24 protein-coding genes are annotated in these 23,165 nt (G+C 69.9%); 17 read left to right on the top strand and 7 right to left on the bottom strand.

Features of this window, described 5'->3' with window-relative positions:
* The first annotated feature begins 50 nt into the window (after positions 1 to 50).
* Positions 51 to 1,115 (top strand): amidohydrolase family protein, encoded by a 1,065-nt coding sequence (locus ACFSOX_RS11320; RefSeq protein ID WP_378477919.1) that lies wholly within the window; start codon positions 51 to 53, stop codon positions 1,113 to 1,115.
* Positions 1,116 to 1,418: 303 nt separating this feature from the next.
* Here ACFSOX_RS11320 and ACFSOX_RS11315 read toward each other — a convergent pair whose 3' ends face one another.
* Positions 1,419 to 2,651: an FAD binding domain-containing protein gene (locus ACFSOX_RS11315; protein WP_378477918.1), complete on the bottom strand. Its 1,233-nt coding sequence runs from the start codon at positions 2,649 to 2,651 to the stop codon at positions 1,419 to 1,421.
* A gap of 62 nt (positions 2,652 to 2,713) precedes the next feature.
* Between ACFSOX_RS11315 and ACFSOX_RS11310 the strand changes: the two genes are divergently transcribed.
* The 5 genes from ACFSOX_RS11310 (at position 2,714) to ACFSOX_RS11290 (ending at position 6,763) form a co-directional block, all read left to right on the top strand.
* A complete protein-coding gene (locus ACFSOX_RS11310) occupies positions 2,714 to 3,211 on the top strand; it encodes a cupin domain-containing protein (protein WP_378477917.1) in 498 nt (165 codons plus the stop codon).
* A 228-nt stretch (positions 3,212 to 3,439) separates the two neighbouring features.
* A complete protein-coding gene (locus tag ACFSOX_RS11305; RefSeq protein WP_378477916.1) occupies positions 3,440 to 4,312 on the top strand; it encodes a branched-chain amino acid ABC transporter permease in 873 nt (290 codons plus the stop codon).
* A gap of 36 nt (positions 4,313 to 4,348) precedes the next feature.
* Complete coding sequence (locus ACFSOX_RS11300; RefSeq protein WP_378477915.1) at positions 4,349 to 5,308, top strand: branched-chain amino acid ABC transporter permease; 960 nt, start codon at positions 4,349 to 4,351, stop codon at positions 5,306 to 5,308.
* A complete protein-coding gene (locus ACFSOX_RS11295) occupies positions 5,305 to 6,042 on the top strand; it encodes an ABC transporter ATP-binding protein (RefSeq protein WP_378477914.1) in 738 nt (245 codons plus the stop codon). The genes ACFSOX_RS11300 and ACFSOX_RS11295 overlap by 4 nt, the downstream gene beginning before the upstream one ends.
* On the top strand, positions 6,032 to 6,763 hold the full coding sequence (locus ACFSOX_RS11290; protein ID WP_378477913.1) for an ABC transporter ATP-binding protein: 732 nt from the start codon (positions 6,032 to 6,034) through the stop codon (positions 6,761 to 6,763). Before ACFSOX_RS11295 ends, ACFSOX_RS11290 begins: the two co-directional genes overlap by 11 nt.
* Before the next feature lie 150 nt (positions 6,764 to 6,913).
* On the opposite strand, the gene ACFSOX_RS11285 is transcribed toward ACFSOX_RS11290, so the two are convergent.
* Positions 6,914 to 8,248: an Nramp family divalent metal transporter gene (locus ACFSOX_RS11285; RefSeq protein ID WP_378477912.1), complete on the bottom strand. Its 1,335-nt coding sequence runs from the start codon at positions 8,246 to 8,248 to the stop codon at positions 6,914 to 6,916.
* 169 nt (positions 8,249 to 8,417) lie between these two features.
* Here ACFSOX_RS11285 and mntR point away from each other — a divergent pair, with 169 nt between their 5' ends.
* The 8 genes from mntR to ACFSOX_RS11245 all read left to right on the top strand — a co-directional run bounded on the left by mntR (position 8,418) and on the right by ACFSOX_RS11245 (position 14,205).
* Positions 8,418 to 8,930, top strand: a complete 513-nt coding sequence (gene mntR / locus ACFSOX_RS11280) for a manganese-binding transcriptional regulator MntR (RefSeq protein ID WP_378477911.1) — start codon at positions 8,418 to 8,420, stop codon at positions 8,928 to 8,930.
* A gap of 60 nt (positions 8,931 to 8,990) precedes the next feature.
* On the top strand, positions 8,991 to 9,365 hold the full coding sequence (locus tag ACFSOX_RS11275) for a hypothetical protein (RefSeq protein WP_378477910.1): 375 nt from the start codon (positions 8,991 to 8,993) through the stop codon (positions 9,363 to 9,365).
* Positions 9,366 to 9,476: 111 nt separating this feature from the next.
* Entirely contained in the window at positions 9,477 to 9,851 is a 375-nt protein-coding gene (locus ACFSOX_RS11270) for a hypothetical protein (protein ID WP_378477909.1), read from the top strand.
* A gap of 138 nt (positions 9,852 to 9,989) precedes the next feature.
* Positions 9,990 to 10,355, top strand: a complete 366-nt coding sequence (hisE, locus tag ACFSOX_RS11265) for a phosphoribosyl-ATP diphosphatase (protein WP_378477908.1) — start codon at positions 9,990 to 9,992, stop codon at positions 10,353 to 10,355.
* An 81-nt stretch (positions 10,356 to 10,436) separates the two neighbouring features.
* A complete protein-coding gene (locus ACFSOX_RS11260; RefSeq protein ID WP_378477907.1) occupies positions 10,437 to 11,018 on the top strand; it encodes a YqaA family protein in 582 nt (193 codons plus the stop codon).
* A 309-nt stretch (positions 11,019 to 11,327) separates the two neighbouring features.
* Positions 11,328 to 12,293, top strand: coding sequence for an ABC transporter substrate-binding protein (locus tag ACFSOX_RS11255; protein WP_378477906.1), 966 nt, complete (start codon positions 11,328 to 11,330; stop codon positions 12,291 to 12,293).
* Between the two features lie 188 nt (positions 12,294 to 12,481).
* On the top strand, positions 12,482 to 12,973 hold the full coding sequence (locus tag ACFSOX_RS11250; protein WP_378477905.1) for a GlcG/HbpS family heme-binding protein: 492 nt from the start codon (positions 12,482 to 12,484) through the stop codon (positions 12,971 to 12,973).
* Between the two features lie 254 nt (positions 12,974 to 13,227).
* Positions 13,228 to 14,205 carry a Bug family tripartite tricarboxylate transporter substrate binding protein gene (locus ACFSOX_RS11245; protein WP_378477904.1) on the top strand — a complete coding sequence of 326 codons (978 nt, stop codon included), beginning with the start codon at positions 13,228 to 13,230 and terminating at the stop codon, positions 14,203 to 14,205.
* Between the two features lie 9 nt (positions 14,206 to 14,214).
* On the opposite strand, the gene ACFSOX_RS11240 is transcribed toward ACFSOX_RS11245, so the two are convergent.
* Together ACFSOX_RS11240 and ACFSOX_RS11235 are read right to left on the bottom strand one after the other, a co-directional pair.
* Entirely contained in the window at positions 14,215 to 14,694 is a 480-nt protein-coding gene (locus tag ACFSOX_RS11240; protein ID WP_378477903.1) for a cupin domain-containing protein, read from the bottom strand.
* Between the two features lie 19 nt (positions 14,695 to 14,713).
* The gene (locus ACFSOX_RS11235; protein ID WP_378477902.1) at positions 14,714 to 15,820 is read right to left on the bottom strand and encodes a RuBisCO large subunit C-terminal-like domain-containing protein; all 1,107 of its coding nucleotides are present in this window, start codon (positions 15,818 to 15,820) and stop codon (positions 14,714 to 14,716) included.
* A 187-nt stretch (positions 15,821 to 16,007) separates the two neighbouring features.
* Here ACFSOX_RS11235 and ACFSOX_RS11230 point away from each other — a divergent pair, with 187 nt between their 5' ends.
* From ACFSOX_RS11230 to ACFSOX_RS11220, 3 genes are all read left to right on the top strand, one after another.
* Positions 16,008 to 16,640, top strand: a complete 633-nt coding sequence (locus ACFSOX_RS11230; RefSeq protein WP_378477901.1) for a hypothetical protein — start codon at positions 16,008 to 16,010, stop codon at positions 16,638 to 16,640.
* On the top strand, positions 16,586 to 17,260 hold the full coding sequence (locus tag ACFSOX_RS11225) for a TetR/AcrR family transcriptional regulator (RefSeq protein ID WP_378477900.1): 675 nt from the start codon (positions 16,586 to 16,588) through the stop codon (positions 17,258 to 17,260). Before ACFSOX_RS11230 ends, ACFSOX_RS11225 begins: the two co-directional genes overlap by 55 nt.
* Positions 17,261 to 17,681: 421 nt before the next feature.
* Positions 17,682 to 19,151: a methyl-accepting chemotaxis protein gene (locus ACFSOX_RS11220; RefSeq protein ID WP_378477899.1), complete on the top strand. Its 1,470-nt coding sequence runs from the start codon at positions 17,682 to 17,684 to the stop codon at positions 19,149 to 19,151.
* 73 nt (positions 19,152 to 19,224) lie between these two features.
* Here the strand turns inward: ACFSOX_RS11220 and ACFSOX_RS11215 are convergent, their stop codons facing one another.
* From ACFSOX_RS11215 to ACFSOX_RS11205, 3 genes are all read right to left on the bottom strand, one after another.
* The gene (locus ACFSOX_RS11215; protein WP_378477898.1) at positions 19,225 to 20,058 is read right to left on the bottom strand and encodes an enoyl-CoA hydratase/isomerase family protein; all 834 of its coding nucleotides are present in this window, start codon (positions 20,056 to 20,058) and stop codon (positions 19,225 to 19,227) included.
* A complete protein-coding gene (locus ACFSOX_RS11210; RefSeq protein ID WP_378477897.1) occupies positions 20,055 to 21,911 on the bottom strand; it encodes an ABC transporter ATP-binding protein in 1,857 nt (618 codons plus the stop codon). Before ACFSOX_RS11210 ends, ACFSOX_RS11215 begins: the two co-directional genes overlap by 4 nt.
* Before the next feature lie 77 nt (positions 21,912 to 21,988).
* Positions 21,989 to 23,161: a glycosyltransferase family protein gene (locus ACFSOX_RS11205; RefSeq protein ID WP_378477896.1), complete on the bottom strand. Its 1,173-nt coding sequence runs from the start codon at positions 23,159 to 23,161 to the stop codon at positions 21,989 to 21,991.
* Positions 23,162 to 23,165 lie beyond the last annotated feature (4 nt).

Here is a 23,165-nt window from a genome sequence, read left to right as displayed (position 1 = left end):
TTCGACATCCCGCTTCGAGACGCAGCCAGCACGCAGGAAGGAGTCGCCGCATGGCGAACGACTGGAATCGTTATGGTCCGACCGCCGCACGCCCGCAGGGGCGGCCCGGCCGCGAGGTTCGCCCGCAAAGCATCACGATTGACATCCACTCGCACGTCGCGGTGCCGCGCGCGATGGAGCTCGCCAGGCCGCATCTCGACTGGTCGACCATCCCGCTCGCGCATTTCTCGACGCCCGAGACCAAGGCGCTGAACCAGAAGCAGGACGCCGCGCGCACCGCGCAGATGACCGGCGTGACGGAGCGGCTCGCCGATCTCGACGCCATGGGGCTCGACCGGCAGGTGATCATGTGCCCGCCGCCGCAGTGCTACTACACGGTGCCGCTCGACATCGCCGTACCGGCGTCCCGCATGGTCAACGAGGGGCTCTCCGAATACGCCGCCAAGAATCCGGACCACTATCTGGTGTTCGGCACCGTGCCGCTCGCGAACGGCGAGGAGGCCGCCAAGGAGCTCGAGCATTGCATGGGCAGGCTCGGGCACAAGGGCGTGCAGATCCTCACCAACGTCGCCGGCAAGGAGCTGTCGGATCCGGCCTTCGCGCCGTTCTGGAGGAAGGCCGAGGAGCTCGGCGCCGTGGTGCTGCTGCATCCCAACGGCTTCACCGAGGGCGACCGGCTCACCCGCTTCTACTTCAACAACGTCATCGGCAACCCCCTCGAGACGACGATGGCGCTGCACTACCTGATCTTCGACGGGGTGCTGGAGCGGCACCCGAACCTGAAGATCGTCGCCGTGCACGGCGGCGGTTATCTCGCCGCCTATTCGGGCCGCATCGACCACGCCTGGGGCGCACGCGCCGACACGCACGGCACGCTGCCGAACCCGCCGACCAGCTACCTGAAGAAGATCTACGTGGACTCGGTCGTGTTCACGCCGCATCAGCTCCGCGCGCTCGTCGAGGTGTTCGGGCCGGACCACGTGATCCTCGGCACCGACTATCCCTACGACATGGCCGAGTACGAGCCGATCGAGCACGTCGTCTCAGCCGGCCTCGACGACACGACGGTCGCCAAGATCTGCGGCGGCACGGCGAAGCGGCTGCTGGGGATCTGATCTGATCGGATCGGGCGTGGCGCGCCCACCTCACGGACGCCGGTTTCACCCTCTCCCTAAGAGCTGGCTCGGGGACAGATCTCGCGACGCATGGGCGGCCTCACAGGGACGGTGGTGCGGGCATCCTCTGACGATCCGGCGAATGCGGCGCGGCTCCCTCTCCCCGGCGCGGAGAGGACTGGGGTGAGGGGGGGGGGCCGACGCCAGTTAGATCATCGTGACCTCGGCCCCCCTCACCCGGATCTCGCGCAGTCGCGCGAGATCCGACCTCTCCCCGCTGGGGAGAGGTGAAGAACGCCTCCCTCACGCTTCGTGCAGGAAGTCCAGCACGGCGGTCTCGGCCATCACGGCGCGCGGGATGCCGTGGCGGCGCGAGCGGACCCGCTCCTCGGCCGACCGGTTCGCCTGCAGATAGGCGCCCAGATGCCGCGCTCGCTCGACGATGCGGCGGTTGACCGGCAGCCGCTCCGCCTCGAAGGCGCGGATCGCCGCCGGCACGTCGTCGGCCTCGGCGACCGCATCGACCAGCGCGGCCGCGTCGTCGGCCGCCTTGGCGACCCCGGCCGCGACATGCGGCCGCGCCACGCAGGCCGCATCGCCGACGATCGCGACACGGCCGAAGGCGAGCCGCCCGGCCTCGAGATCGTAGATCGGCTGCAGGATCGGCTCCTCCATCAGAACGGCGAGATCGGCGAGCTGCGGCGCGAGCAGGCGCCGCGCATCGGCCATCAGGCCGGCGATGGCGGCGCGGCGGATCAGCGGCGGCGGAATCGATATCGCGTGCGTCGTGCCGGTCTCGTCGGTGAGCAGATCGCGCAGCCGGCCCGTGGCGTCGGCGGGGCGGTACCAGACGATGTTGTAGCGCCGGTGCCCCACTCTCGGATCGTCGTCCGGCCCGGCCACGGGATATCCCAGAAACTGCTCCCCGGGCGGCAGGCAGAACGTCATCTTGTCGAACAGCGCCTCATGCGCGGCCGGCGTGACGTCGCTCTCGGCGAGCAGACTGCGCCAGGCGACGTAACCGGCATATTGCGGGGCGACCGACGCGTCGCAGGCATGTCGCACCGTGGACCGAATGCCGTCGGCGCCGATCAGCAGGTCGGCCGCCGCGCTGCTCCCGTCGGCGAACCGGGCCAGGACACCGGTCGCGGACTGCTCGATACCGGCGAGTCCACGCCCGCTGTGGTAATGCGCGGCCGGGAACGCGTCGCGCAAAAGCCGCCACAGCCGCTCCCAGGCGGTCAGCGTCTGCCGGCACTCCATTTGGTCGGAAACGCTGCCGTCGCGCTCCAGGATCTGACGGGTCGTGATCTCGACTCCGAGCGCGGTCGTGTCGAGCCCGAGCGCCCGCAGGCGCGCGACGAGATCGTCCTGCGCCACGATACCGGCGCCGCGGCCCGACAGCGCCGTCGCGACCCGCTCGTGGACGTCGACGTCCCAGCCGCGCCGGCGCAGCAGAAGGCCGACGAGCAGGCCGCTCATCGAGCCGCCGATCACGATCGCGCGCCGCGCCCGTCCGTTCGCTGGACCGCCCACTTTCTCCTCCCGGCATCGTTGTTATATCGTGTTCATCATCCGGAGGGCCCCCGATGAATGCAATGACCATGCTGGACAAGGCCGCCGCCGCCGTCGACACCTCGGCCTGGCCGGCGGAGATCCGCCAGGAGTTCGAGCGCGAGGCGAGAGCTCCGAACGGCTGCGTCGGCCACACGCTCGTCTCGGAGACCGACAAGGTGCGGGTGTGGATGATCCGCCTCGCGCCCGGCGAGCGCATCGGCTTCCACCGTCACGTCCTCGACTACTTCTGGACCGCCGTGACGGCGAGCCGCGGCCGCCAGCATCTGATGGACGGCACCACGGTGGAATACACCTACCAGCCGGGCGAGACGCGGCACGAGACCTACGGGCCGGGCGAGTTCAAGGTGCACGATCTCGAGAACATCGGCGACGGCGAGATGGTGTTCCTCACCGTCGAGACGCTGCAGAGCAGCAATCCACCGCTGCCGATTCCGGCGAGCGCGCGGCGACAGGCGGCGGCATCGACACGCAGAACAGCTACACACGACCGGCTGCCCACCTCTGCCCACTCTGCATGAAAAGTCTCTAGCCAAGCGGCCCGCCGTCCTGCACACTGACGACGACAGAACGAGGTCCGGCGCACGAACGCCGGAGCCGGAGAGGAACCGTCGGGGAGAGGAAGGCCCGGTGCCGTTTCGGCGCCGCGCAGTTCGTTTCGTCTCGACATCGCACCATCGTCTCGGTCGCGGCGCGCCTGCGCCGTGCCGCCGTTTGTCGTCGCCGCGCCGGAGCCGTCGGACCCCGCAATGCTCGAGCTCGATTTGGTGCTCAATGCGCTGATCGCCGGCCTGCTGCTCGGCGGCTTCTATGCCGCCGTGACGGTCGGCATCTCGATCTCGTTCGGCATCCTCGACATCGTCAACATCGCCCATCCGGCCTTCGTCATTCTCGGCTCCTATGTCGCCTACATGGCAAACGCGGCTTTCGGCCTCGATCCGATCGTCGTCGGGGTGCTGGCGCTGCCGCTGTTCTATGCGCTCGGCGCCGCGATCTATCAGATCTACTTCCTGTCCTTCGAGACGCGCGGCCAGGAGTCGCTGCGCGGCCTCGCCTTCTTCTTCGGCCTCCTGTTCGTCACCGAGGTGGCGTTGATCCTGGGATTCGGCGTCGACTACCGCTACGTCAACGCCGCCTATGTCGACCGCTCGCTCGACCTCGGCCTCGTCCAGATCCCGCTGCGCATGCTGGTGCCGTGCCTGGTGTCGCTGCTCATGCTGGCGGTGCTTCAGCTCCTCCTCACCAAGACCTTCGTCGGCTGCGCCGTGACGGCGGTGGCGCAGGATCCGCTGGCGCTGCAACTGATGGGCGCCGATCCGACGCGGATCCGCCGGATCGCCTTCGCCGTGTCGATCGCCACCTGCGCACTCGCCGGCGCCTTCCTGATCGTCATCCAGCCGATCGAGCCGTCGATCGGCCGCGAGTATATCGGGCGCGTGTTCGCCATCTGCGTGCTCGGCGGGCTCGGCAGCCTGCCCGGCACGCTGATCGGCGCCATGCTGCTCGGCGTCGTCGAGAGCCTGACCGCGACGTTCTACGGTCCGTCCTGGGCCCCGGCCGTCGCCTTCGGCCTCCTGCTGATCACCCTCGCGGTGCGTCCCGCCGGTCTGTTCGGACGGTGAGCATGGCGTTCCACCTTCCACGCTGCGGTTCCGGCCTTGCGTAACTCGCTCTTCGTCCTGATCAGCATCGGGGTCGCGGCGGCGCTCTACGGCGTCGCCCTCGCCTTGCGCAGCGACTATCTGATGTTCGCCGGCTACACGGTTCTTCAGTTCGTCGTGCTCGCCACCGCATGGAACATCCTCGGCGGCTACATGGGCTACGTGAACTTCGGATCGGCCGCGTTCTTCGCGGTCGGGGCCTACACGTCGGTGTTCCTCCACAAGGCGTTCCCGCTGCCCGTGCCGGCGCTGGTCATCGTCGCGGCGATGCTGTGCGGGATGCTCGGCCTCGCCATGGGCTGGCTGACGCTGCGACTGCGCGGCGCCTTCTTCTCGATCGCGACGCTCGCGCTCGCGGTCGTGCTACAGACCGTCGTCGTCAACTGGCACTATGTCGGCGGTTCGCGCGGCGCCTACATCATCAAGCCGGCGGCGGGGCCGATCCCGGGATTGAGCTACATCGATTATCTGGTGCTGGTGATGCTGGCGCTCGCCGTGATCGCGGTCGCCACGGCGCGCGCGATCGAACGGTCGCGCCTCGGCCTCGGCTTCACCGCGATCCGCGACGACGAGCTCGCCGCGGAGGCGAACGGCGTGCCGACGCTCCGCCTGAAGCTGATCGCCACCACCGTCTCGGGCGCCTTCATGGGCATGGCCGGCGCGCCGTTTCCTTATTACATCGGCTATGTCGAGCCGAATTCCGCCTTCGGCCTGCCCTACGCCGTCAACGCCATCGCCATGCCGATGATCGGCGGGACCACGACCTGGGTGGGGCCGCTGATCGGCGCCGTGCTGCTCGGCTCGCTGCAGCAGATCGCCACCGTGACGATATCGTCGGCCGTCAACCTGCTGATCGTCGGCCTCCTGCTGGTCGGCTTCGTCATCGTCGCGCCGAACGGCATCGTCGGGCTGTGGCGGCGCGTCTTCGGCCGCGACCGCAAAGGGGCCGCGCCATGACGAAGCCGCTGCTCCAGGTCGAGGGCGTCGGCAAGCGCTTCGGCGGCTTCATCGCGCTCGACGGCGTGGATCTGACGATCCCGGCCGGCGAGCGGGTCGGCCTGATCGGCCCGAACGGCTCCGGCAAGAGCACGCTGGTGAACTGCCTGTCCGGCACGCTCGTGCACGAGACCGGCACGGTGCGGTTCGAGGGCCGCGATCTCGCCGGCCTCGGCCCACACCAGCGCACACGGCGTGGGCTCGCGCGCTCGTTCCAGCTCCCGCGTCCGTTCGCGAGCCTCACGATCGCCGAGAACATCCGGGTGCCGCTTGTCTACGCCGCCGAGAGCCGGCGCGGGCGGCGGCTCTCCGAACCGGAGATCGCCGAGCGCATCGCCGAGGTGCTGGGCCAGATGGGGCTCGCCGATCGCGCCCGCCACATGCCGTGCGATCTCACCCAGGTCGACATGCGCAAGCTCGAGCTCGCCCGCGCGCTCGCCGCGGAGCCGCAGCTGCTGATCGCCGACGAGGCGATGGCGGGTCTCTCGAACTCCGAAGTGGACGAGATCGTCGCGCTGCTGATCGGGCTCAACGAAGCCGGCATCACGGTCGTCCTGATCGAGCACATCATGCGGGCCGTGATGCAGTTCTCGCAGCGCCTCGTGGTGCTGGTGTCGGGCAGGAAGATCGCCGACGGCGCGCCCGCCGAGGTGGTGCGCCATCCCGAGGTCGAAAGGGCGTATCTTGGCCAGTAGCATCAGGATCGAGGGGATCGACGCCGGCTACGGCGCCGTGCGGGTGCTGGAGGACGTTTCGCTCGCCGTGAACCCCGGCGAGACCGTGGTGCTGCTCGGCACCAACGGTAACGGCAAGAGCACCGTGATCAAGTGCATCATGGGCCTGCTGCGGCCGACCGCGGGTCGCATCACGGTGACGATCGACGGCGCGACGCACGACCTCGGCGGGATGTCGACGGTCGAGATCGTCGATCTCGGCATCGCGCTCGTTCCGGAGGGGCGGCGGCTGTTTCCACGCCTGTCGGTCGAGGAGAACTTGCTGCTCGGGGCCTTCCGGCCGACGGCACGGGCCGCCCTGAAGGACAATCTCGGCTTCTGCTACGAGGCGTTCCCGCGGCTCGCCGAGCGGCGCCGCCAGCTCGCCGGCTCGATGTCGGGGGGCGAGCAGCAGATGCTGGCGCTCGGCCGTGCCTTGATGCTCGCGCCGAAGCTCTTGCTGGTCGACGAGCCGTCGGTCGGCCTGGCGCCCGTGCTGGTCGCCCGCACCATCGACAAGATCCAGGAGCTGAAGGAGCGCTGGGGCCTCACCGTGCTGATGGCCGAGCAGAACTTCACCCAGGCGTTGCGCATCGCCGACCGCGGCTACGTCATCGTCCACGGCCGCATCGCCTTCGAAGGCAGGTCGGCCGCCGAGCTCGCCGACAACGAGCTGATCAGGAAGCTCTATCTGGGGGGGTGAGCCGCTCTCCTCGTCATGGCCGGGCTCGATCCGGCCATCCCACGCCTTCCGACGTTCACCAAGACGTGGATGCCTGCGACGAGCGTGGGCATGACGACGTCCGGGAGAGCCTTTGCCTGCCGCGGGCGCGTCCGTGAAGGGGACGCATCGTCACCCCGCGGACCAACCGTCCAAGAGCCCGAAGGTCTGGGCCAGCAGGACGACGTTGAGGATCGACACCACGACGGCACCCAGGACGGCGACGCTCTGGAGGAGCCGGCCGTTGGCGTAGCGGCCCATGATGGACTTGCGGCCCGTGAACCAGACGAGCGCGATCATCGGCACCGGCAGCGCGAGGCTGAGCACCACTTGGCTCATCACCAGCGCGTTGGTGGCGTCGACGCCGAGCCAGACCACGACGAAGGCCGGAATCATGGTGACCAGCCGGCGGACCAGCAACGGGATGGCGAAGCCGACGAAGCCCTGCATGATCAGCTGTCCCGCCATGGTGCCGACCACCGACGACGACACGCCCGACGCGATCAGCGAGACGAGGAAGACGGCCGCCGCGCCCGCCCCGAGCAGCGGGGTGAGCGTCTTGTAGGCGGTCTCGATCTCCCCGACGTCGCTGTGACCGAGATGGAAGGCGGCCGAGGCCATCATCACCATGGCCATGTTGACGAGACCGGCGACGGCGAGCGCCACCACCACCTCGCGGTTCGACCAGCGCAGCAGCGCGCGGCGCTCGCGCTCGTCGCGAGCCGGGGCGCGGGCCTGGGTGAGGCCGGAATGCAGGTAGATGGCGTGCGGCATCACGGTGGCGCCGATGATGCCGACCGCGATGGTGAGCGCCTCGGCGGACGGGATGCTCGGCGTCACCATGCCGGCGAGCGCGCCCGTCCACGAGATCGGCGCGATGAACACCTCGATCAGATAACAGAGGCCGATGATCGCCACCATGGCACCGATGATCAGCTCCATGACACGGAATCCGCCGCGCTCGAACAGCAGGATGCCGTAGGTGATCACGGCCGTGATGGCCATGCCGGCGAGGAGCGGGATGCCGAAGAGGAGCGAGAAGCCGATGGCGCCGCCCAGAAACTCCGCGAGGTCGGTCGCCATGGCGGCGATCTCGCCCGTCACCCACATGCCCCACACCACCGGCTTCGGCAGGTGGTCGCGCGAGATCTCGGCGAGGTTCCGGTTGGTGACGATGCCGAGCTTGGCCGACAAGCCCTGGAACACCATCGCGACCAGGTTGGCGAGCAGCACGACCCACAGGAGCGTGTAGCCGTACTTGGCGCCGGCCTGGATGTTGGTCGCGAAGTTGCCGGGGTCCATGTAGGCGATCGACGAGATCACGGCCGGCCCGGCGAACAGGAGAAACGTGAAACGGCCGTGCCGCCGCCCCGCGAGCGCGTCGCGGATCGCGTCGGTCGTGCGGTCGGAGCCCTGCTCGGCCGCCACCTTCCCCTGAGTGTCCAATCCGTGGATGTCGGTCACCATGCCGGCCTTCGTGGTCCGCCGGAAATTATAGCCGTTGCTATAAATCGGGAGCGTTGCTATTTCGTCAAGGGTTCCATCTGCCGCTTCGGGGGCAGATGGGAGCGATTCTTGTACGGCGAGCGCCCGGCCCGGTCGTGGCCCGGCCCGACGACATTCGGACGACGGCGCGATGGCGACGAGACGACGCCCCTCCGCGGAACGGCAGACCGGGGCGGCACCCCGGCCGGCGAGCCGGCGCACGCCGACCGGAACACGGCCGACGGATGCGGCCGACGGCTTCCGGCAGGCCCGCGACGCGCGCCGGGCCGAGCTCGCCGAGGACTATGTCGAGCTGATCGCCGAGCTGATCCGCACCGGCGGCGAGGCCCGGCAGGTCGAGATCGCGGTCCGGCTCGGGGTGGCCCAGCCCACCGTCGCCAAGATGCTGAAACGGCTCGCCGAGGAGGGCCTCGTCCAGCAGCGTCCCTATCGTGGCGTGTTCCTCACGGCGGCCGGCGAGGCGATGGCGGAGCGCGCCCGCACCCGCCATCACGTCGTCGAGACCTTTCTGTGCGCGCTCGGCGTCGGCGCCGCGACAGCGCGGCGCGACAGCGAGGGCATCGAGCACCACGTCTCCGACGAGACCCTCGCCGCCATGGCGCGCTTCACGGCCCGCGCCAGCAAGGCGCGGCGGAAGGGATGAGACGGCGGGACGCTCGGGTCGACCGGCGAGCTTGCTTCAATTGCAAACCATGCGACGCCCTTGCCGCGCGCGTCGACCGCGCCGCTCCACGCCTTCGTCGGCTGCATCCTCGGTGTCCACGAGGTGAAGCACTCGGCCGTCGCCGTGCGGATCATGCTGGCGAAGGGTGTGCTCGGCGACGTGCCGAGGCCGTTCGACGTCGATCCGGCGCCGCGGGTGCTCGGCCTCGTCATCGCCCCGATCCTGGAGATGAGCCTGCGCCAGTCGCTGGTCATGTCGAACCGCCATCGGACGATCGTCGTCCTGCGACCGATCGCCGCCGTGCTGGTCGTGCTCGTCGCCGGCCTGCTCGTGCGGTCCGCCGCCTCGCTGCTGCGCCGACGCCGCGACTGGCCTGCCCGCCTCGCCGCCGAGGAGGCCGGCGACACCGCCTGACGCGACGTCCTGCCCTGCGGCCGCAGCATGCCGGGCGCGGAACGAAAGGCCGATCCGCGCGTTGATTTGTTCCGTCGGGACGCGGCGGAGCGGAGCAGTCCAGAGGATCCCATGCGCAAGTCACCCACCATGGCCGCCGCCGTGGTCGCGGCCGTCGCGATCGCGGTCGGCGGCTTCACCCCGGCGCCCGCCGCCGCGGCTTCGGCCGGCAAGGCCGGCCCCGATCTCACCAGCGGCACGGTCGAAGCCGGCGCCCAGCGTCGCTATTACCGGGGCGGCCGCTATTATCGCGGCGCGCCACGCGGCGTCCCTTACGCGGTCGGCGCCGCCGCCGCGACCATCATCGGCATCGCGGCCGCCAACGCCGCCGCCCGGCGCAGCTATTATTACGCGCCCTACGGCTATTATGGCGGGCCGCCGCCCGGCTACGGCTATTATGGGTATGGTCCCGGTTACGCGCCCTACGGCTATTACGACCGTTGGTGACCACCGTCGGGCTGCGGACCCGCGACGCCGGGTCGCGGCGCGAGACGACAGAGGCGGCGCCGCCACGCGGCGCCGTTTTTTGTGTGCGATGCGGTCGAACGGCGTTCCCGCAGGCCCGCGGTCGGTTATCGTTCGGACATGGCTGATTCGATCGACCGGTTGTTTCGGGCCGTACAGGCCGCTCAGACCGCGAAGCCGTCGAGCTCGCGGACGGCCCGCCTCGTCCATTCGGGCCGGGCCAAGATCGCCAAGAAGGTCGCCGAGGAAGCCGCCGAGGTGATCATCGAGGCGATGGACGATCACCACGACAATGTCGTGCGGGAAAGCGCCGACCTCGTCTACAACCTCACGGTGCTGTGGGCCGCGGTCGGCGTCAAGCCGACCGAGGTGTGGAAGGAGATGCACCGGCGCGAGCAGCTCTACGGCATCGCCGAGAAGCTCTCCAAGCGTCCGGCCAAGGCCCGCCGCAAGCGGCCGGCGGCGGCGGTCGGCAAGCGCGGGTGAGCATCGCCCCCGGACACCCCGGGCACCGCGCCGCACCACCCCGCATGGACTTTCCGCCCCGCGCCGGCTAAGCAGGCGCCCATGTTGAGAAAGATGTACGATTGGTGCATCGGCGCCGCAGGCAAGCCGCACGCCACCTGGGCACTCGGCACGGTGTCGTTCGCGGAGAGCTCGTTCTTTCCGATCCCGCCCGACACCATGCTGATCCCGATGGCGCTCGCGCGCCCGGACAAGGCCTATTACTACGCTCTGGTCTGCACCGTCACGTCGGTGCTGGGCGGCATCCTCGGTTACGCCATCGGGGCCTTCCTGTACGACTCGGTCGGCCTGTGGCTGATCTCGCTCTACGGCTACGGCGACAAGGTCGAAGCGTTCCGCGAAGCCTACGCCAAGTGGGGCTCGCTGATCATCCTGATCAAGGGCGTCACCCCGATCCCCTACAAGATCGTCACCATCACGTCGGGCTTCGCCGGCTACAACTTCTTCCTGTTCGTGCTGTTCTCGGTGATCACCCGGGGCGCCCGCTTCTTCCTGTCGGCCTACCTGCTTCAGCGCTACGGACCGGTCGCCCGCGAGCACATCGAGAAGCGCCTCGGCTTCTGGTTCACGATCTTCCTCGTCGTGCTGATCGCCGGCATCGTCGTCGCTCTGTATATCATGTGATCCGGATCGGGCGGCGGCCCGGACCGCCGTCGGCGGACCGCTGCGGTTTCGGATGGCGTCATGCGCCGGTCGCGGCACCGGACGAACGCGCATGCGTGCGCGGAGCATTCCCAGCCGCACCGGTTTCGCTCTAGAATGACGACGAGGCGGACGATCAAGATCCGCCCGCCGGGAGGTCTCGCGTGACGTCACTTCGACAGCCCTGATCGTGTCGTCCTGCGCGGCACCGCCCTGCGGTGGTGTCGGCGTGCGCTTGCCCGTCCCTGCGACATTCCATCCAGCCAACGAGAAGACTGCCAAGGAGCCCTCATGCGCGCCAAGACCCTCGCCCTCGCGGCCGCGACCGCCGCCCTGATCGCCGGATCGGCGCCCGCCGCGGCGCAGACCAAGCTCACCATCATGGTGTTCGCCGGCATGCAGAACCTGCCGCTGTTCGCGGCGCAGTCGCAGGGGCTGTTCGCCAAGCGCGGGCTCGAGGTCGACATCAAGATCGCGCCGAACTCCGACGAGCTGCGCAACGGCCTCGCCGACGGGCGCTTCCAGGTCGTCCATGCGGCCTCCGACAACTCGGTCGCCATGGTCGAGATGGCCGGCGCCGACGCCAAGATCGTGGTCGGCGGCGACGACGGCATGAACCGGCTGTTCGTCCAGCCCGACATCGCGCGCATCGAAGACCTGCGCGGAAAAACCGTCGCGGTCGACGCGCCCAACACGGCCTATGCGTTCCAGCTCTACGAGATCCTGCGCTCGGCCGGGCTGGAGCGCGAGAAGGACTACAAGGTGCAGGTGGTCGGCGCGACGATGAAGCGGGTCGACGCACTCCTCGCCGACAAGACGCTCGCCGCCACCATGCTCAACCCGCCCTTCTCGCTGCGTGCCCAGAAGGCCGGCCTCAAGGACATGGGCGAGGCCACCAAGGTGATCGGCCCGTACCAGGCCTCGGCCGGCTTCGTGATCGCCAAGTGGGCACGCGAAAACTCCGACACGCTGGTCAAGTATCTGTCGGCCTATGTCGAGGGCGTCCGCTGGTCGACCGACCCGAAGAACAAGGCGCAAGCGATCAAGCTCGTCGCCGACAATCTCAAGCTGCCCGAGGAGGTCGCGACCGCCGGCTACGGCCTGCTGCTCGCCGGCATGCCGAAGGACGCCGCGCTCGACATGAAGGGCTTCGAGAACGTCCTGGCGCTGCGCACCAAGCACACCGGCAAGCCGACCAAGCCGGCGGCCGACTATGTCGACCTGTCCTATTATCAGAAGGCGATCGCCGGCATGTGAGTCGGCACCGGACCGGCTCACCGTCATTCCGGGGCGCGGGCGTGAGCCTGCGAGCCCGGACCTTGTCCTCGCATTCCGGGACCATGGAGGCGACGTTCGGCCGGGTGTCCGGCCGAGCCGGGCCGGGCCGCAGGAGATGCGCCGCGCGAGAGACAGATCGACGACGGCGCGAGCAAAGGAGCACGTTCATGAGCGACTATTACGTCCATCGCCTGCAGGTCGCGCTGCCGCTGGCGACCGCCGACACGATCGCGAACGAGGCGATCGCCGCGGGCCGCGAGGCCGGCCTGCTGCCGCTCACCGTCGCGGTGCTCGACGCCGGCGGCCACACCGTGGTGCTCAAGCGCGAGGACGGGTCGGGGATCCTGCGCGCCGACATCGCCACCGGAAAGGCCTGGGGGGCGCTCGGCATGGGCCTCTCGAGCCGCACCATCAGGGACCGGCTGCGCGAGCGGCCGGCCTTCCAGAGCGCGCTCGCCGCGGCCTCGGACGGCCGCTTCATCCCGGTGCCGGGCGGCGTCCTGATCAGGAACGCGGCCGGCGAGGTGATCGGCGCGGTCGGCATCAGCGGCGACGCCTCCGACAAGGACGAGTACGCGGCCATCACGGCCGTGCAACGGGCCGGGCTGACGCCGCATCCGGAGCAGCCGGCCGACAACTGGCGCGACGCGGGGTTGTGATCTCGCAGCCGCACGCCGCCTCTTTGGTCATCCCGGGGCGCGGCGAAGCCGCGACCCCGGAATCCAGCGGCAAGCTCTGCGTTCCGGGTTCGATTCCGGGTTCGGTGCGGAGCCTGTCGTCGGGCCGGCCAATGGCCGGACCCGATGGCGCCGCCCGGAATGACCCGCGAAAGGATCGCGTGGATGACGTATGTGGCCCCCGCCACGAGGCCGGCAGCGACGCCGGCCCCCGAACATCACGAGGAGAGACGACCATGATCAGCAAGCTCGTCGCGACCGTGGCGCTCTGCCTCGGCCTTGCCGCGTCACCGCTCGGCGCGCAGGAGAGCTATCCGCGCCATCCGATCCGTCTGGTGGTGCCGTTCCCGGCGGGCGGCCCGACCGACGTGTTCGCCCGACAGTACGCGGCCCGTATGTCGGTGGTGCTCGGCCAGCCCATGGTGGTCGAGAACAAGTCGGGCGCCGCCGGCGCGATCGGCTCGACCGAGGTCGCCCGCGCGACTCCCGACGGCTACACGCTGCTGTTCGGCACCGCCTCCACGCACGGCCTCTACAATCTGCTGTCGAAGAACCCGAAATACGACTCGCTGAAGGACTTCGCGCCGGTCGCCATCGTCGGCTCGGCGCCGGCCGTGGTGGTCGTGCATCCGTCCGGCCCGGCCGACCTCGCCGCGCTGGTCGCAACCGTGAAGGCCAATCCGGGCAAGCTGCAATACGGCTCGCCCGGGACGGGGACGTTCCTCCATCTCGCCGGCGAGATGTTCAAGACCGAGGCCGGCCGTCTCGATATTCCGCACATTCCCTACAAGGGCTCGGCACCCGCCATGAACGACCTGATCGGCAACCAGGTCGGCATGGTGATCGACACGCTCGGCACCTCGCTCGAGCAGCACCGCGGCGGCAAGGCGCGCATCCTGGCGGTCGCGTCGGCGAAGCGCTCGGAGCTCGCCCCCGACATTCCGACCGTCGACGAGGCGCTCGGCACCAAGGGCTTCGAGGCCGGCCTGTGGAACGTCGTCGCGGCGCCCAAGGGGACGCCGGCGCCCGAGCTCGCGGTGCTGGCCGAGGCGACCCGCCGCGTCATGGTGGAGCCGGAGGTCCAGGCCCAGCTCCGCCGGATCGGCATCGATCCGGTGATCGACTCCTCGCCCGCCAAGGCCGTCGCCTTCGTCGAGCGCGAGCGTGCCCGTTTCGGCCCGGTGGTCCAGGCCGCCGGCGTGAGCATCGACTGACGCGGCTGATCAGGACTGGCGCGGCGTCCCGCGCAGGAAGGCGGCGATCTCGTCGTTCGCCTCCAACGCAGCGAGATCCGCGGGCGTGGGAAGCTGCGGCTTGTCGCGTACCGCGTCGACCATGCACAGGAAGCCGAGCGGCTCGCCCTTGGTGGCGCGGAACTGGTGCCAGGTCATCGGCGGAACGTGGACGAGGTCGCGCTCGCCGACCTCGCGCACCGCGTCACCCACGAGGCAGTGTCCGCGTCCGCGAAAGATCATCACGCCGTGGACGTGCTGGTGCCGCTCCAGAGTCGAGAAGCCGCCGGCATCGACCTCGAAATAACGCAGCTCGCCGGCGAGGTTCGGATCCGAGAACAGGATCTGGCGCGACACCGCCTTGAACAGCGCCCGTTCGTCCTCCTTGTAGGGCCGCGCCTCGACGCCCTCCCAGCGGAAGTTCTGCTCGGCCTTGCGGAAGCGCGTCGGAGTGGTCGGGTCGGTGGTCATCTCTCGTGTCTCTGTTCGCTCACTTCTTGTAATCATGCCGGTGCACGGCGGCCACGAGATCGGCCGTGGCGGCGACGAGTTTCTCTTTCGCGTCGAGCAGCGCGCCGCCGATCAGCAGCATCACGTCGGTGCCGTAGACGTCGAGCAGCTCCGGCACGCGCTGGCGCGTCATGCCGCCGGCCGGCACCGGCAGGCTCGGCGCGAGGCCGTGCCACGGGGCCCGCGCCGCCGTGGCGAGCGCCCGACAGGTCTCGATCGTCCAACCGAAACGGCCGCCGGCGTTCGGATAGACCACCGCGTCGGCGCCGATCAGACGGAACAGCCTGCCGAACAGCAGCGGCGGCGCGATGCGGCTCGCCCCGCCGAGCGCTGGATGGGCGACGAACAGAATGTCGGGATGTTCGGCGACCAGCGTGTGGACGGTCGCGACGCCCGCCACCATGGGGGCCACCATCACGGCGCGGACGCCGACCGCGCGGGCGCAGGCGACCTGGGTGCGCATGCGATCGAGATCGCCGGACAGATTCGGCACGTAGAGGGTCGGGTGGCCGCTGCGCGCGCCGGCTGACTGCACGGCGTCCGCGATGCGCGGCACCCGTTCGGCGAACGGCGCGGCGGGCTGGTCGGCGATGCCGTGGTCGTCCTTGATCAGGTCGATGCCGCCCTCGGTGAGTTTTTCCGCCAGCGCGGCGAGCGTCGCGGCGGGCAGGCCTTGCGGCTTCAGCGCCGTCGCCGTGAGGGCGCGCCCCTGTGCGGAGAGCCGCTCGCGAAAGCCCGCGATGCCGTGATGCGGGCCGCCGAAGGCCGCCGCGGTCGCGGCCGGAAACACGACGTCGGACAGCACCAGGTCGTCGTGCAGCGACGAGTTGCCGAACAGCATCGAGAGGAGCTGGCCGGCGTCGGTCCCGATGGTCGCGTCGGCGAGCCCGATGGTGACGGCGAAGCAGCCGTCGCCGGCCGGCGCGATGCGCTCGACCCGCCCGACGACCTCCTCCAGCACGGCCGGATCGGTGATCGCCGACAACGGCATCTCGACGCTCTGCTCGATCGCGAGCGCCGTCGCGCGCGAATCGATCTCCGTCGCGGGGCAGCGCACCACATAGGTGACCTCGAGACGACGATTCACGACACCTCACTCCGACGAACCGAAATTGCTTTATAGATGAAGCGTCTGCGGCGGTTCCGCACGGTCCTAGCACATCCTCTGCCGGGCGTGCGCGCCAAAATCCCGCACCGGGACCGTCACGCCAAAGCCCCATCTCCGCCATGAAACCGTGGCCAAATTCGTCTCGGGGGACTGGGGGAGTTAGTGAATGGTGGGCTGGCCGAGGCTCCTTCGGAGCACGACGGCGCATGCGCTCGTCGTGCGTTTTGCGAAGGGAGTGACGATCGCGGGAACGGCGACGACCGCGGCGACGCTCGTTCTCTCGGCCATTCAGGACACGTCGCCGCCGGACGGGCCGCCACGGCCGTCCGTCCCGATACTCCGTGCGACCACTCGGATCGAGCCGCCCGCGGGCGTGTCGGTGCCCGTCACCGTCGCGGTGGCGGACCGGGCGCCGGCGCCCATGGCCCGGCCCGAGCCGGAACCGGAGCGGCCCGCGGCCCGGCCGACGAGGCCGGGCCGTAGCCGTCTGTCGACGACGACGCCCGACCCGACGCCGCCGCGTGCCGCGTCGCTCGGCGCGACGCTCGCATCACCTGCCGCGACGCCGAGCGCCGCGGCCTCCATCGAGCCCCCGACCGTATCGCTGCCGCTCGACCTCGTGGCCCTCGCTCGAACCTCCGAGGACCGCGTCGAGGGCCCCGGCCGCGACGGTCACTGGACCTTCGGTTCATCGCTCCGGCTCGCGCGGTCCGCCGCCGAGTCGGCGACCAGCAAGGTGCTCGAATGGAAACACCGCGTCACGAGTTCGATCGGATCCCTGCTCGACGTCCTGCTCTGACCCGCGAAAGACTCCTGCGCGCCGCCCTCGCGGTGTTCGCCGATCACGGCTACGCGGGTGCGTCGGTGCGGCGCATCTGCCAGCGGGCACGTGCCAATCCAGCTGCCGTGAAGCACTATTTCGGCAACAAGGAAGGCCTCTATCAGGAGGTTCTGCAGGCTGCCGCTTCGGCGTTCTCCGGCTCCGATCCGAACGCCGGCGGCTTCGCCGAGCCGGACGAGCGGCCGCCCGAAGCGATGCTGCGCGACCTGATCCGCGACCAGCTCCGCCCGGTGCTGCGGCGGAACACGATCGGCCGCTACCTGAAGGTCTTCGCCTGGGAGGACATGCAGCCGTCGCGCCCCTACAAGCAGTTCCTCGCCTCGGGCCGCGCGCCGGCGGTCGCCAGCGCCGCGAGCATCGCGCGAAAGCTGCTGCCGCCCGACGCCTCCAACGAGGAGGTGGCGGTCGCCACCGCCTGGCTGATGAACCAAGCGATGCCGTTCGTGCGCAATCGCGACGTGTTCCGCGCCGCGCCGTTCGGGCTGCGCTACGACAACGCCATGGTCGAGCGGCTCGCCGACCGGCTGACCCATCTGGCGCTCACCGGCCTCGCCGGCCGGCCGCGACGGCTGGACTGAGGCCGCCGTCGCACGACGACAGGGCGTGGGGACGATCCGGCACGGCTCGTCGCGCGGCGCCGGCCGCGCCCCGGCGGACGCCATCGGGCGGGGCGGTTGCCGCGGGGGGGGGGTGAGCGGGGTCCGTCGGCGCGGGCGGGGATCTCCGGAGGCAGCTTCGCGGGCCCGCCGGCGGCACCGATGAGACCCGTTTCCGGCCCCCGGAAACCGGCATTTCTTCGAGGAATCCTTATCGTCAATAACGTCAAACAATTATAGGCATTATTACATATAGTTTGGGCGCACCACTCGTTAACCAGTCAGGAGCCAGCATGTCGCACAGAGCGCAAGCTGCGGTCTCTCGATACCTATGACGCACGCACCTCGACGCGCCTCCGATCAGCTCAGCTTGCGCAAGCACAGCTGCATCAGGAACATTCACATGTTTCGGCTACGTTCCCGCGAGCTCGAGGAGCTCAAGGCCGTCCTCGCCGCGTTCAGCCACTCGCAGGCGATCATCGAGTTCCAGCTGGACGGGACCATCATCACGGCGAACGAAAACTTTCTCTCGGCGCTCGGCTACACGCTGCCCGAGATCGCCGGCAAGCACCACAGCATGTTCGTCGACGAGAAAGAGCGCGGCAGCGAGGCCTATCGCCGGTTCTGGGAGGCGCTGAATCGCGGCGAGTATCAGGCCGCCGAGTACAAGCGGATCGGCAAGGGCGGCCGCGAGGTCTGGATCCAGGCGAGCTACAACCCGATCAAGGACGCGACCGGCAGGCCGTTCAAGGTCGTCAAGATCGCCACCGACGTCACGACCCGCAAGCTGCGCGATGCCGACACGCAAGGCCAGATCGACGCGATCGGCAAGTCACAGGCGGTCATCGCGTTCAAACTCGACGGCACGATCGTCGAGGCCAACCGGAATTTCCTGGACGCGCTCGGCTACCGCATGGACGAGATCGTCGGCAAGCATCACAGCATGTTCGTCGAGGAGACGGAGCGGCGGAGCGACTCCTATCGCCGGTTCTGGGAGGCGCTGAATCGCGGCGAGTTCCAGGCCGCGCAGTACAAGCGCATCGGCAAGGGCGGTCGCGTGGTGTGGATCCAGGCGACCTACAATCCGATCCTCGACCTCAATGGCAAGCCCTTCAAGGTCGTCAAGTTCGCCACCGACATCACCAAGAAGGTGGATCTCCAGCTCGCGATCGAGCGGGATCTCGGGGTGATCGGCGGCTCGATGAAGGACGCCAACGTGCAAGTCACCGGAGCGGCGAGCGCCTCCGAGCAGACTTCGGCCAACGTCCAGGCGGTCGCATCGGGGGCCGAGGAGCTGCAGGCGTCCATCTCCGAGATCAGCCACCGGGTCGCCGAGGCGTCGCGGATCTCCGGCCAGGCGGTCGAGCAGAGCAAGCGCACCAACGCGATCGTCACCGGCCTGTCGGCGTCGGCCAGCCGGATCGGCGACATCGTCAACCTGATCACGTCGATCGCGGCGCAGACCAATCTCCTCGCCCTCAACGCCACCATCGAGGCGGCACGAGCCGGCGAGGCGGGTCGCGGCTTCGCGGTCGTCGCGGCCGAGGTGAAGACGCTGGCCACCCAGACCGGGAAGGCGACGGAGGACATCGGCAACCAGATCGCCGCCGTGCAGTCGACCACCCACGAGGCGGTCGACGCGATCGGCGAGATCTCGGCCACCATCTCCCGGATCAACGAGATCTCGGAGACGATCGCGGCGGCCGTGGAGGAGCAGAACGCCGTGACCCGGGAGATCGCCATGAACATGCAGACGGCGGCGACCGGCGTCCAGGCGATCAGCGAGAACATGAGTCACATCGTCGAAGCCACCCAGTCGGCGGCCGACGCCACCGACAAGGTCAGGCAGGCCTCGCTGGCGCTGGCGTCCTGACGAGTTCGGTCGGACGGCAAGGCTGCCGCCGCGCCGGGGCTGTGATACGCCGGGGCCGCGACGGCTGGACTGATCAGCGGGCTTTCGGCGGTTCCGGCGGTGCCCAGGACGGACGCCGGCGCGCCGCGAAGGCGGCGCGACCCTCGACACCCTCGGGCGCGAGAAAGCCGCGGCGGAACTTCTCGGCGAGCGACGCCATCAGTTCCGGGGTCGGAGAAACGCCGCGCAGGGCGCGGAGATCCTGCTTCGCCTCGGCGGCCGCCCGCGGGGCACAGAGCAGCACCGCCGCGATGGTCTCGTCGAGCGCGGCCTCCATGTCGGCCGCCGCGCAGATCCGATGGGCGACGCCGAGCCGTAGCGCCTCCTCGGCGCCGATCGCCTCGCCCGTGATCAGCAGACGGCGCAGCGCGCGCGGCCCGAGCGCCCGCTCGAACAGCGGCACGTAAGGCGCGACCGGAAAGCCGAGCCGCAGCTCCGGCACGGCGAAGCGCGCGTCCTCGGTCGCGATCAGCACGTCGCAGCAGGCGGCGAGCGCGAAGGCGCCGCCCATGCAGGCGCCGTGCACGAGCGCGATCGTCGGCTTCGGGCAGGCGTCGAGGGCGAGGCACACGCTCGGCATCGGCACGCCCGTGCCGTCCGGCCGACCGGCATGCGCGTCGGGATCGCCGACGACGTCGCCGCCGACGCCGAAATGCTTCCCGTTGCCGCGCAGCACCACGCAGCGCACCGCCGGATTTTCGGAGACGGCGCCGATCAGCGCGAACAGGCGCTCGAGCATGTCGCCGTCATAGGCGTTGCCCTTGTCGGGCCGGTCAAGCGTCAGGGTGGCGACGCCACGGGCGTCGCGGGTCGCCAGGACATGGCCGCTGTGGTGCCTGGCGACGGCGCTGTCGGACGGCGGCCTCATACGGCCGCCCGCACCGATTCCTCCGCGACGGAGGCATCGGCGTCGATCGTCGTGTCGGCGCCGGGCTCGGACAGCCGAAGCTGATAGAACGTCGCGTAGCGCTGGCCGTTCCTCAAGAGCTCCTCGTGGCGGCCGGCCTCGGCGATCTCGCCTTGCTCGACCACGTGGATGCGGTCGGCATGGGCGATGGTGTAGAGCCGGTGCGCGATCACCAGCGTGGTGCGGCCCTTGATCAGCTCGCCCATCGCGGCCTGCACGAAGGCCTCGGCCTCCGAGTCGAGCGCCGCGGTCGGCTCGTCGAGCAGCACGATGGGCGCGTCGCGCAGGAGCGCACGGGCGATCGCGATGCGGGCGCGCTGGCCGCCGGAGAGCTGCGCGCCCTGCTCGCCGACCTTGGTGTCGTAGCCGTCCGGAAACGACATGATGAAGTCGTGCGCATAGGCGGCCTTGGCGGCCGCGACGATCTCGTCCTCGGAGGCGCCGAGCCGGCCGAGCGCGATGTTCTCGCGGATGGTGCCGTGGAACAGGAACACGTCCTGGCCCACATAGGCGAAGGCGCGGCGCAGCGACGCCGACGACACCGTGGCGATGTCCTGCCCGTCGATCAGGATGCGGCCCGACTGCGGCGTGTAGAGGCCGAGCAGCAGGTTGAAGATGGTCGACTTGCCGCTGCCCGAGGCGCCGACGAAGGCGGAGATGCGATGCGGCGCGGCCTCGAACGACACACCCTTGAGCACCGGCTCGCCCGGCCGATAGGCGAAGTCGACATTCTCGAACCGCACCGCGCCCTCGGTGACCTTCAGGGCGGTCGTGCGGGTGTCGGCCGGCGGCACCGGCAGGTCGAGCAGCTCGAACAGGATACGCACGCCAACCAGGTTCGACTGCAGCTCGATGTTGAGCCGCGCGATCCGCTTGGCCGGCTCGTAGGCGAGCAGGAAGGCGGTGATGAACGAGATGAAGCCGCCCGGTGTCGCGTCGAGCACGAGCACGCTGTAGCCGCCGATCAGCAGCACCGACGCGATCGCCATGCCGCCGAGAGTCTCCATCAACGGCGTCGAGCGGTTCTGCACGCGGGCGAGCTTGTTGGAGGCCTGCTCGATCGTGTCGACGTGGCGGTGCACCCGCTCCTGCATGACGTTTTCGAGGTTGAACGCCTTGACGATCTTGAAGCCCTGCACGGTCTCCTGCAGGGCCTGGAGGATCATCACGGTGCCGCCAAACTGGGCGAGCGTGATCTGGCGCACGCGCTTGATCAGCTTGCGCAACACCAGCACGGCCGGCGGCATGATCAAGAGGCCGACGATCGACAGCAGCGGCTGCTGGTAGACCATCACGACGATCAGACCGATCAGCGTGAGGAGGTCGCGGCCGAGCGCCGTGATCAGGCTGTTGAGCACGGCCGAGGCCGAGGTGGCGCCGAAATTGATGCGGGCGACGAACTCGGACGAGTGCTTGTCGGAGTAGAAGCCGAGAGTCTGCTGCACCAGGCGATCGAACATCCGCTTCTGGTTGACCGCGATGATGCGGTTCGAGATGCGGGCCAGCGTCACGGCCTGGCCGTAGGTCGCGAATCCCTTGCAGACGAAGATCACGATCGCGGCGATCGACACGGCGGCGACGCCGGCGAAGCTCTTCTCGACATAGACCTCGTTGACGGCCGAGCCGATCAGGTAGGCGGTCGCCGCCGTCGCCGCGGCACCGACGCCCATGAAGCAGAAGGCGAGCGCGTAGCCCTTCGCGTGGCCGCGTCCGTACTCGGAGAGAAGCCGCTTCAGGACCGCCACGGTGCCGGCCGGATCGGTGTTGCCCCGGAGCCGGAGCAGACCCGCCAACAGATTGAAAAGCTTGGTCATCGAGAACTCGCTGAAGGGCCGGACCGACGGCCGGCCGGACTGTAGTCGATCGCTTCCGGCGCGTCCAACCGACGCCCTCACCGGGCCCCGGCGAGGCGCAGCGCGGTGTCGACGACGTGGCGGGCGATCGCCGGCGGGGTGTGGTGGGCGAGGACGTGGGCGCGGCCGGCCGCGGCGATGCGGGCGAGTGCGGCGCGATCGGCGAGCGCGGCCGTCACGGCGCGCGCCAGGCCGCCCGGCGCGACGTCGTAGTAGAGCGCGTGCTCGCCGGCTAGGAGCGGCGCGTGGCGCTCGATCGACGGCTGGTTGGCGAGCGGCACCGACCCGCACAGCGCCGCTTCGTAGAGCCGGAAGCACTGCCAGCCGTAGCCCTCCGGCGTCCAAACCAGGCGGGCGCGAGCCATCCGGGCCAGATAGGCGTCGAGCGGCAGCGGCGCGTCCGGCACGTCGACGACGATGCCGTGGTCGCGCAGCGCGAGCAGCTCGCCGAGCCCGGTCTCGCGCACCGTGGAGGAGTCCTTCACCCGGCCGGCCCAGAAGATGTCGGCGGTCTTCTCGGCCTCGGGCACGACCGCGGGCAACGGCCGCGCAAAAACCTCGAGCGGCACGCCGAGCGACAGCGGCAGCAGCTTCTCCATGCGGCGCCGGTTCCGCGCCACGCGGCGGAAGCGCGCGGTGGGAACACGCCAGTGCAGCGTGCCGGTGAAGGCCTGCCAGTGATCGGCCGGCAGCTCGCGCTTGAAGTAGGCGACGGCGCGGTCGAGCAGGAAGGCGTTGCCGCGGTCGATCACGGCGGGATCGTCGAAGTCGAGCACGGCGATCGGGGCCGCGACCCGCCGGCGCACGAGCTGGGGCGCGAGCGCCCGAGCGAGCGGCAGCGCGCCGTGCAGCACGCTGCGGCGGAACAGCGTCCGGCCCAGCGCCCGCGGCGTCCACGGCGCGCAGGCCGGCGCGTGGACGACGACGAGATCGAGATCGGGGTCGGCGAGGCGGGCCGCGAGATCGGGCAGCGTGGCGAAGGTCGGGATGTGGCGGCCCTGCGCCGGATCCGCGCGCGTCTCGTCCGGCCAGGTGGAGAAGAACGTGGTCGTCCGCGGCCAGACCGCATGCATGTAGCCGGTCGGGCCGATCTCGACGATACGGGGTGCGTCGATGCGGGGCGGATGGGCGGCGCGCTCGGGACCGTGCTCGGGATCGCGCGGCGCGGTCGCGGCCGGCGCCATCGGGCTCGACAGGGCGGTGTCGGACATGCGG

Source organism: Rhodoplanes azumiensis, assembly GCF_042682915.1.
Classification (GTDB): domain Bacteria; phylum Pseudomonadota; class Alphaproteobacteria; order Rhizobiales; family Xanthobacteraceae; genus Rhodoplanes; species Rhodoplanes azumiensis.
The sequence above is the reverse complement of the archived record's forward strand: the minus strand, read 5'-3'. Positions and strand labels throughout refer to the sequence as shown.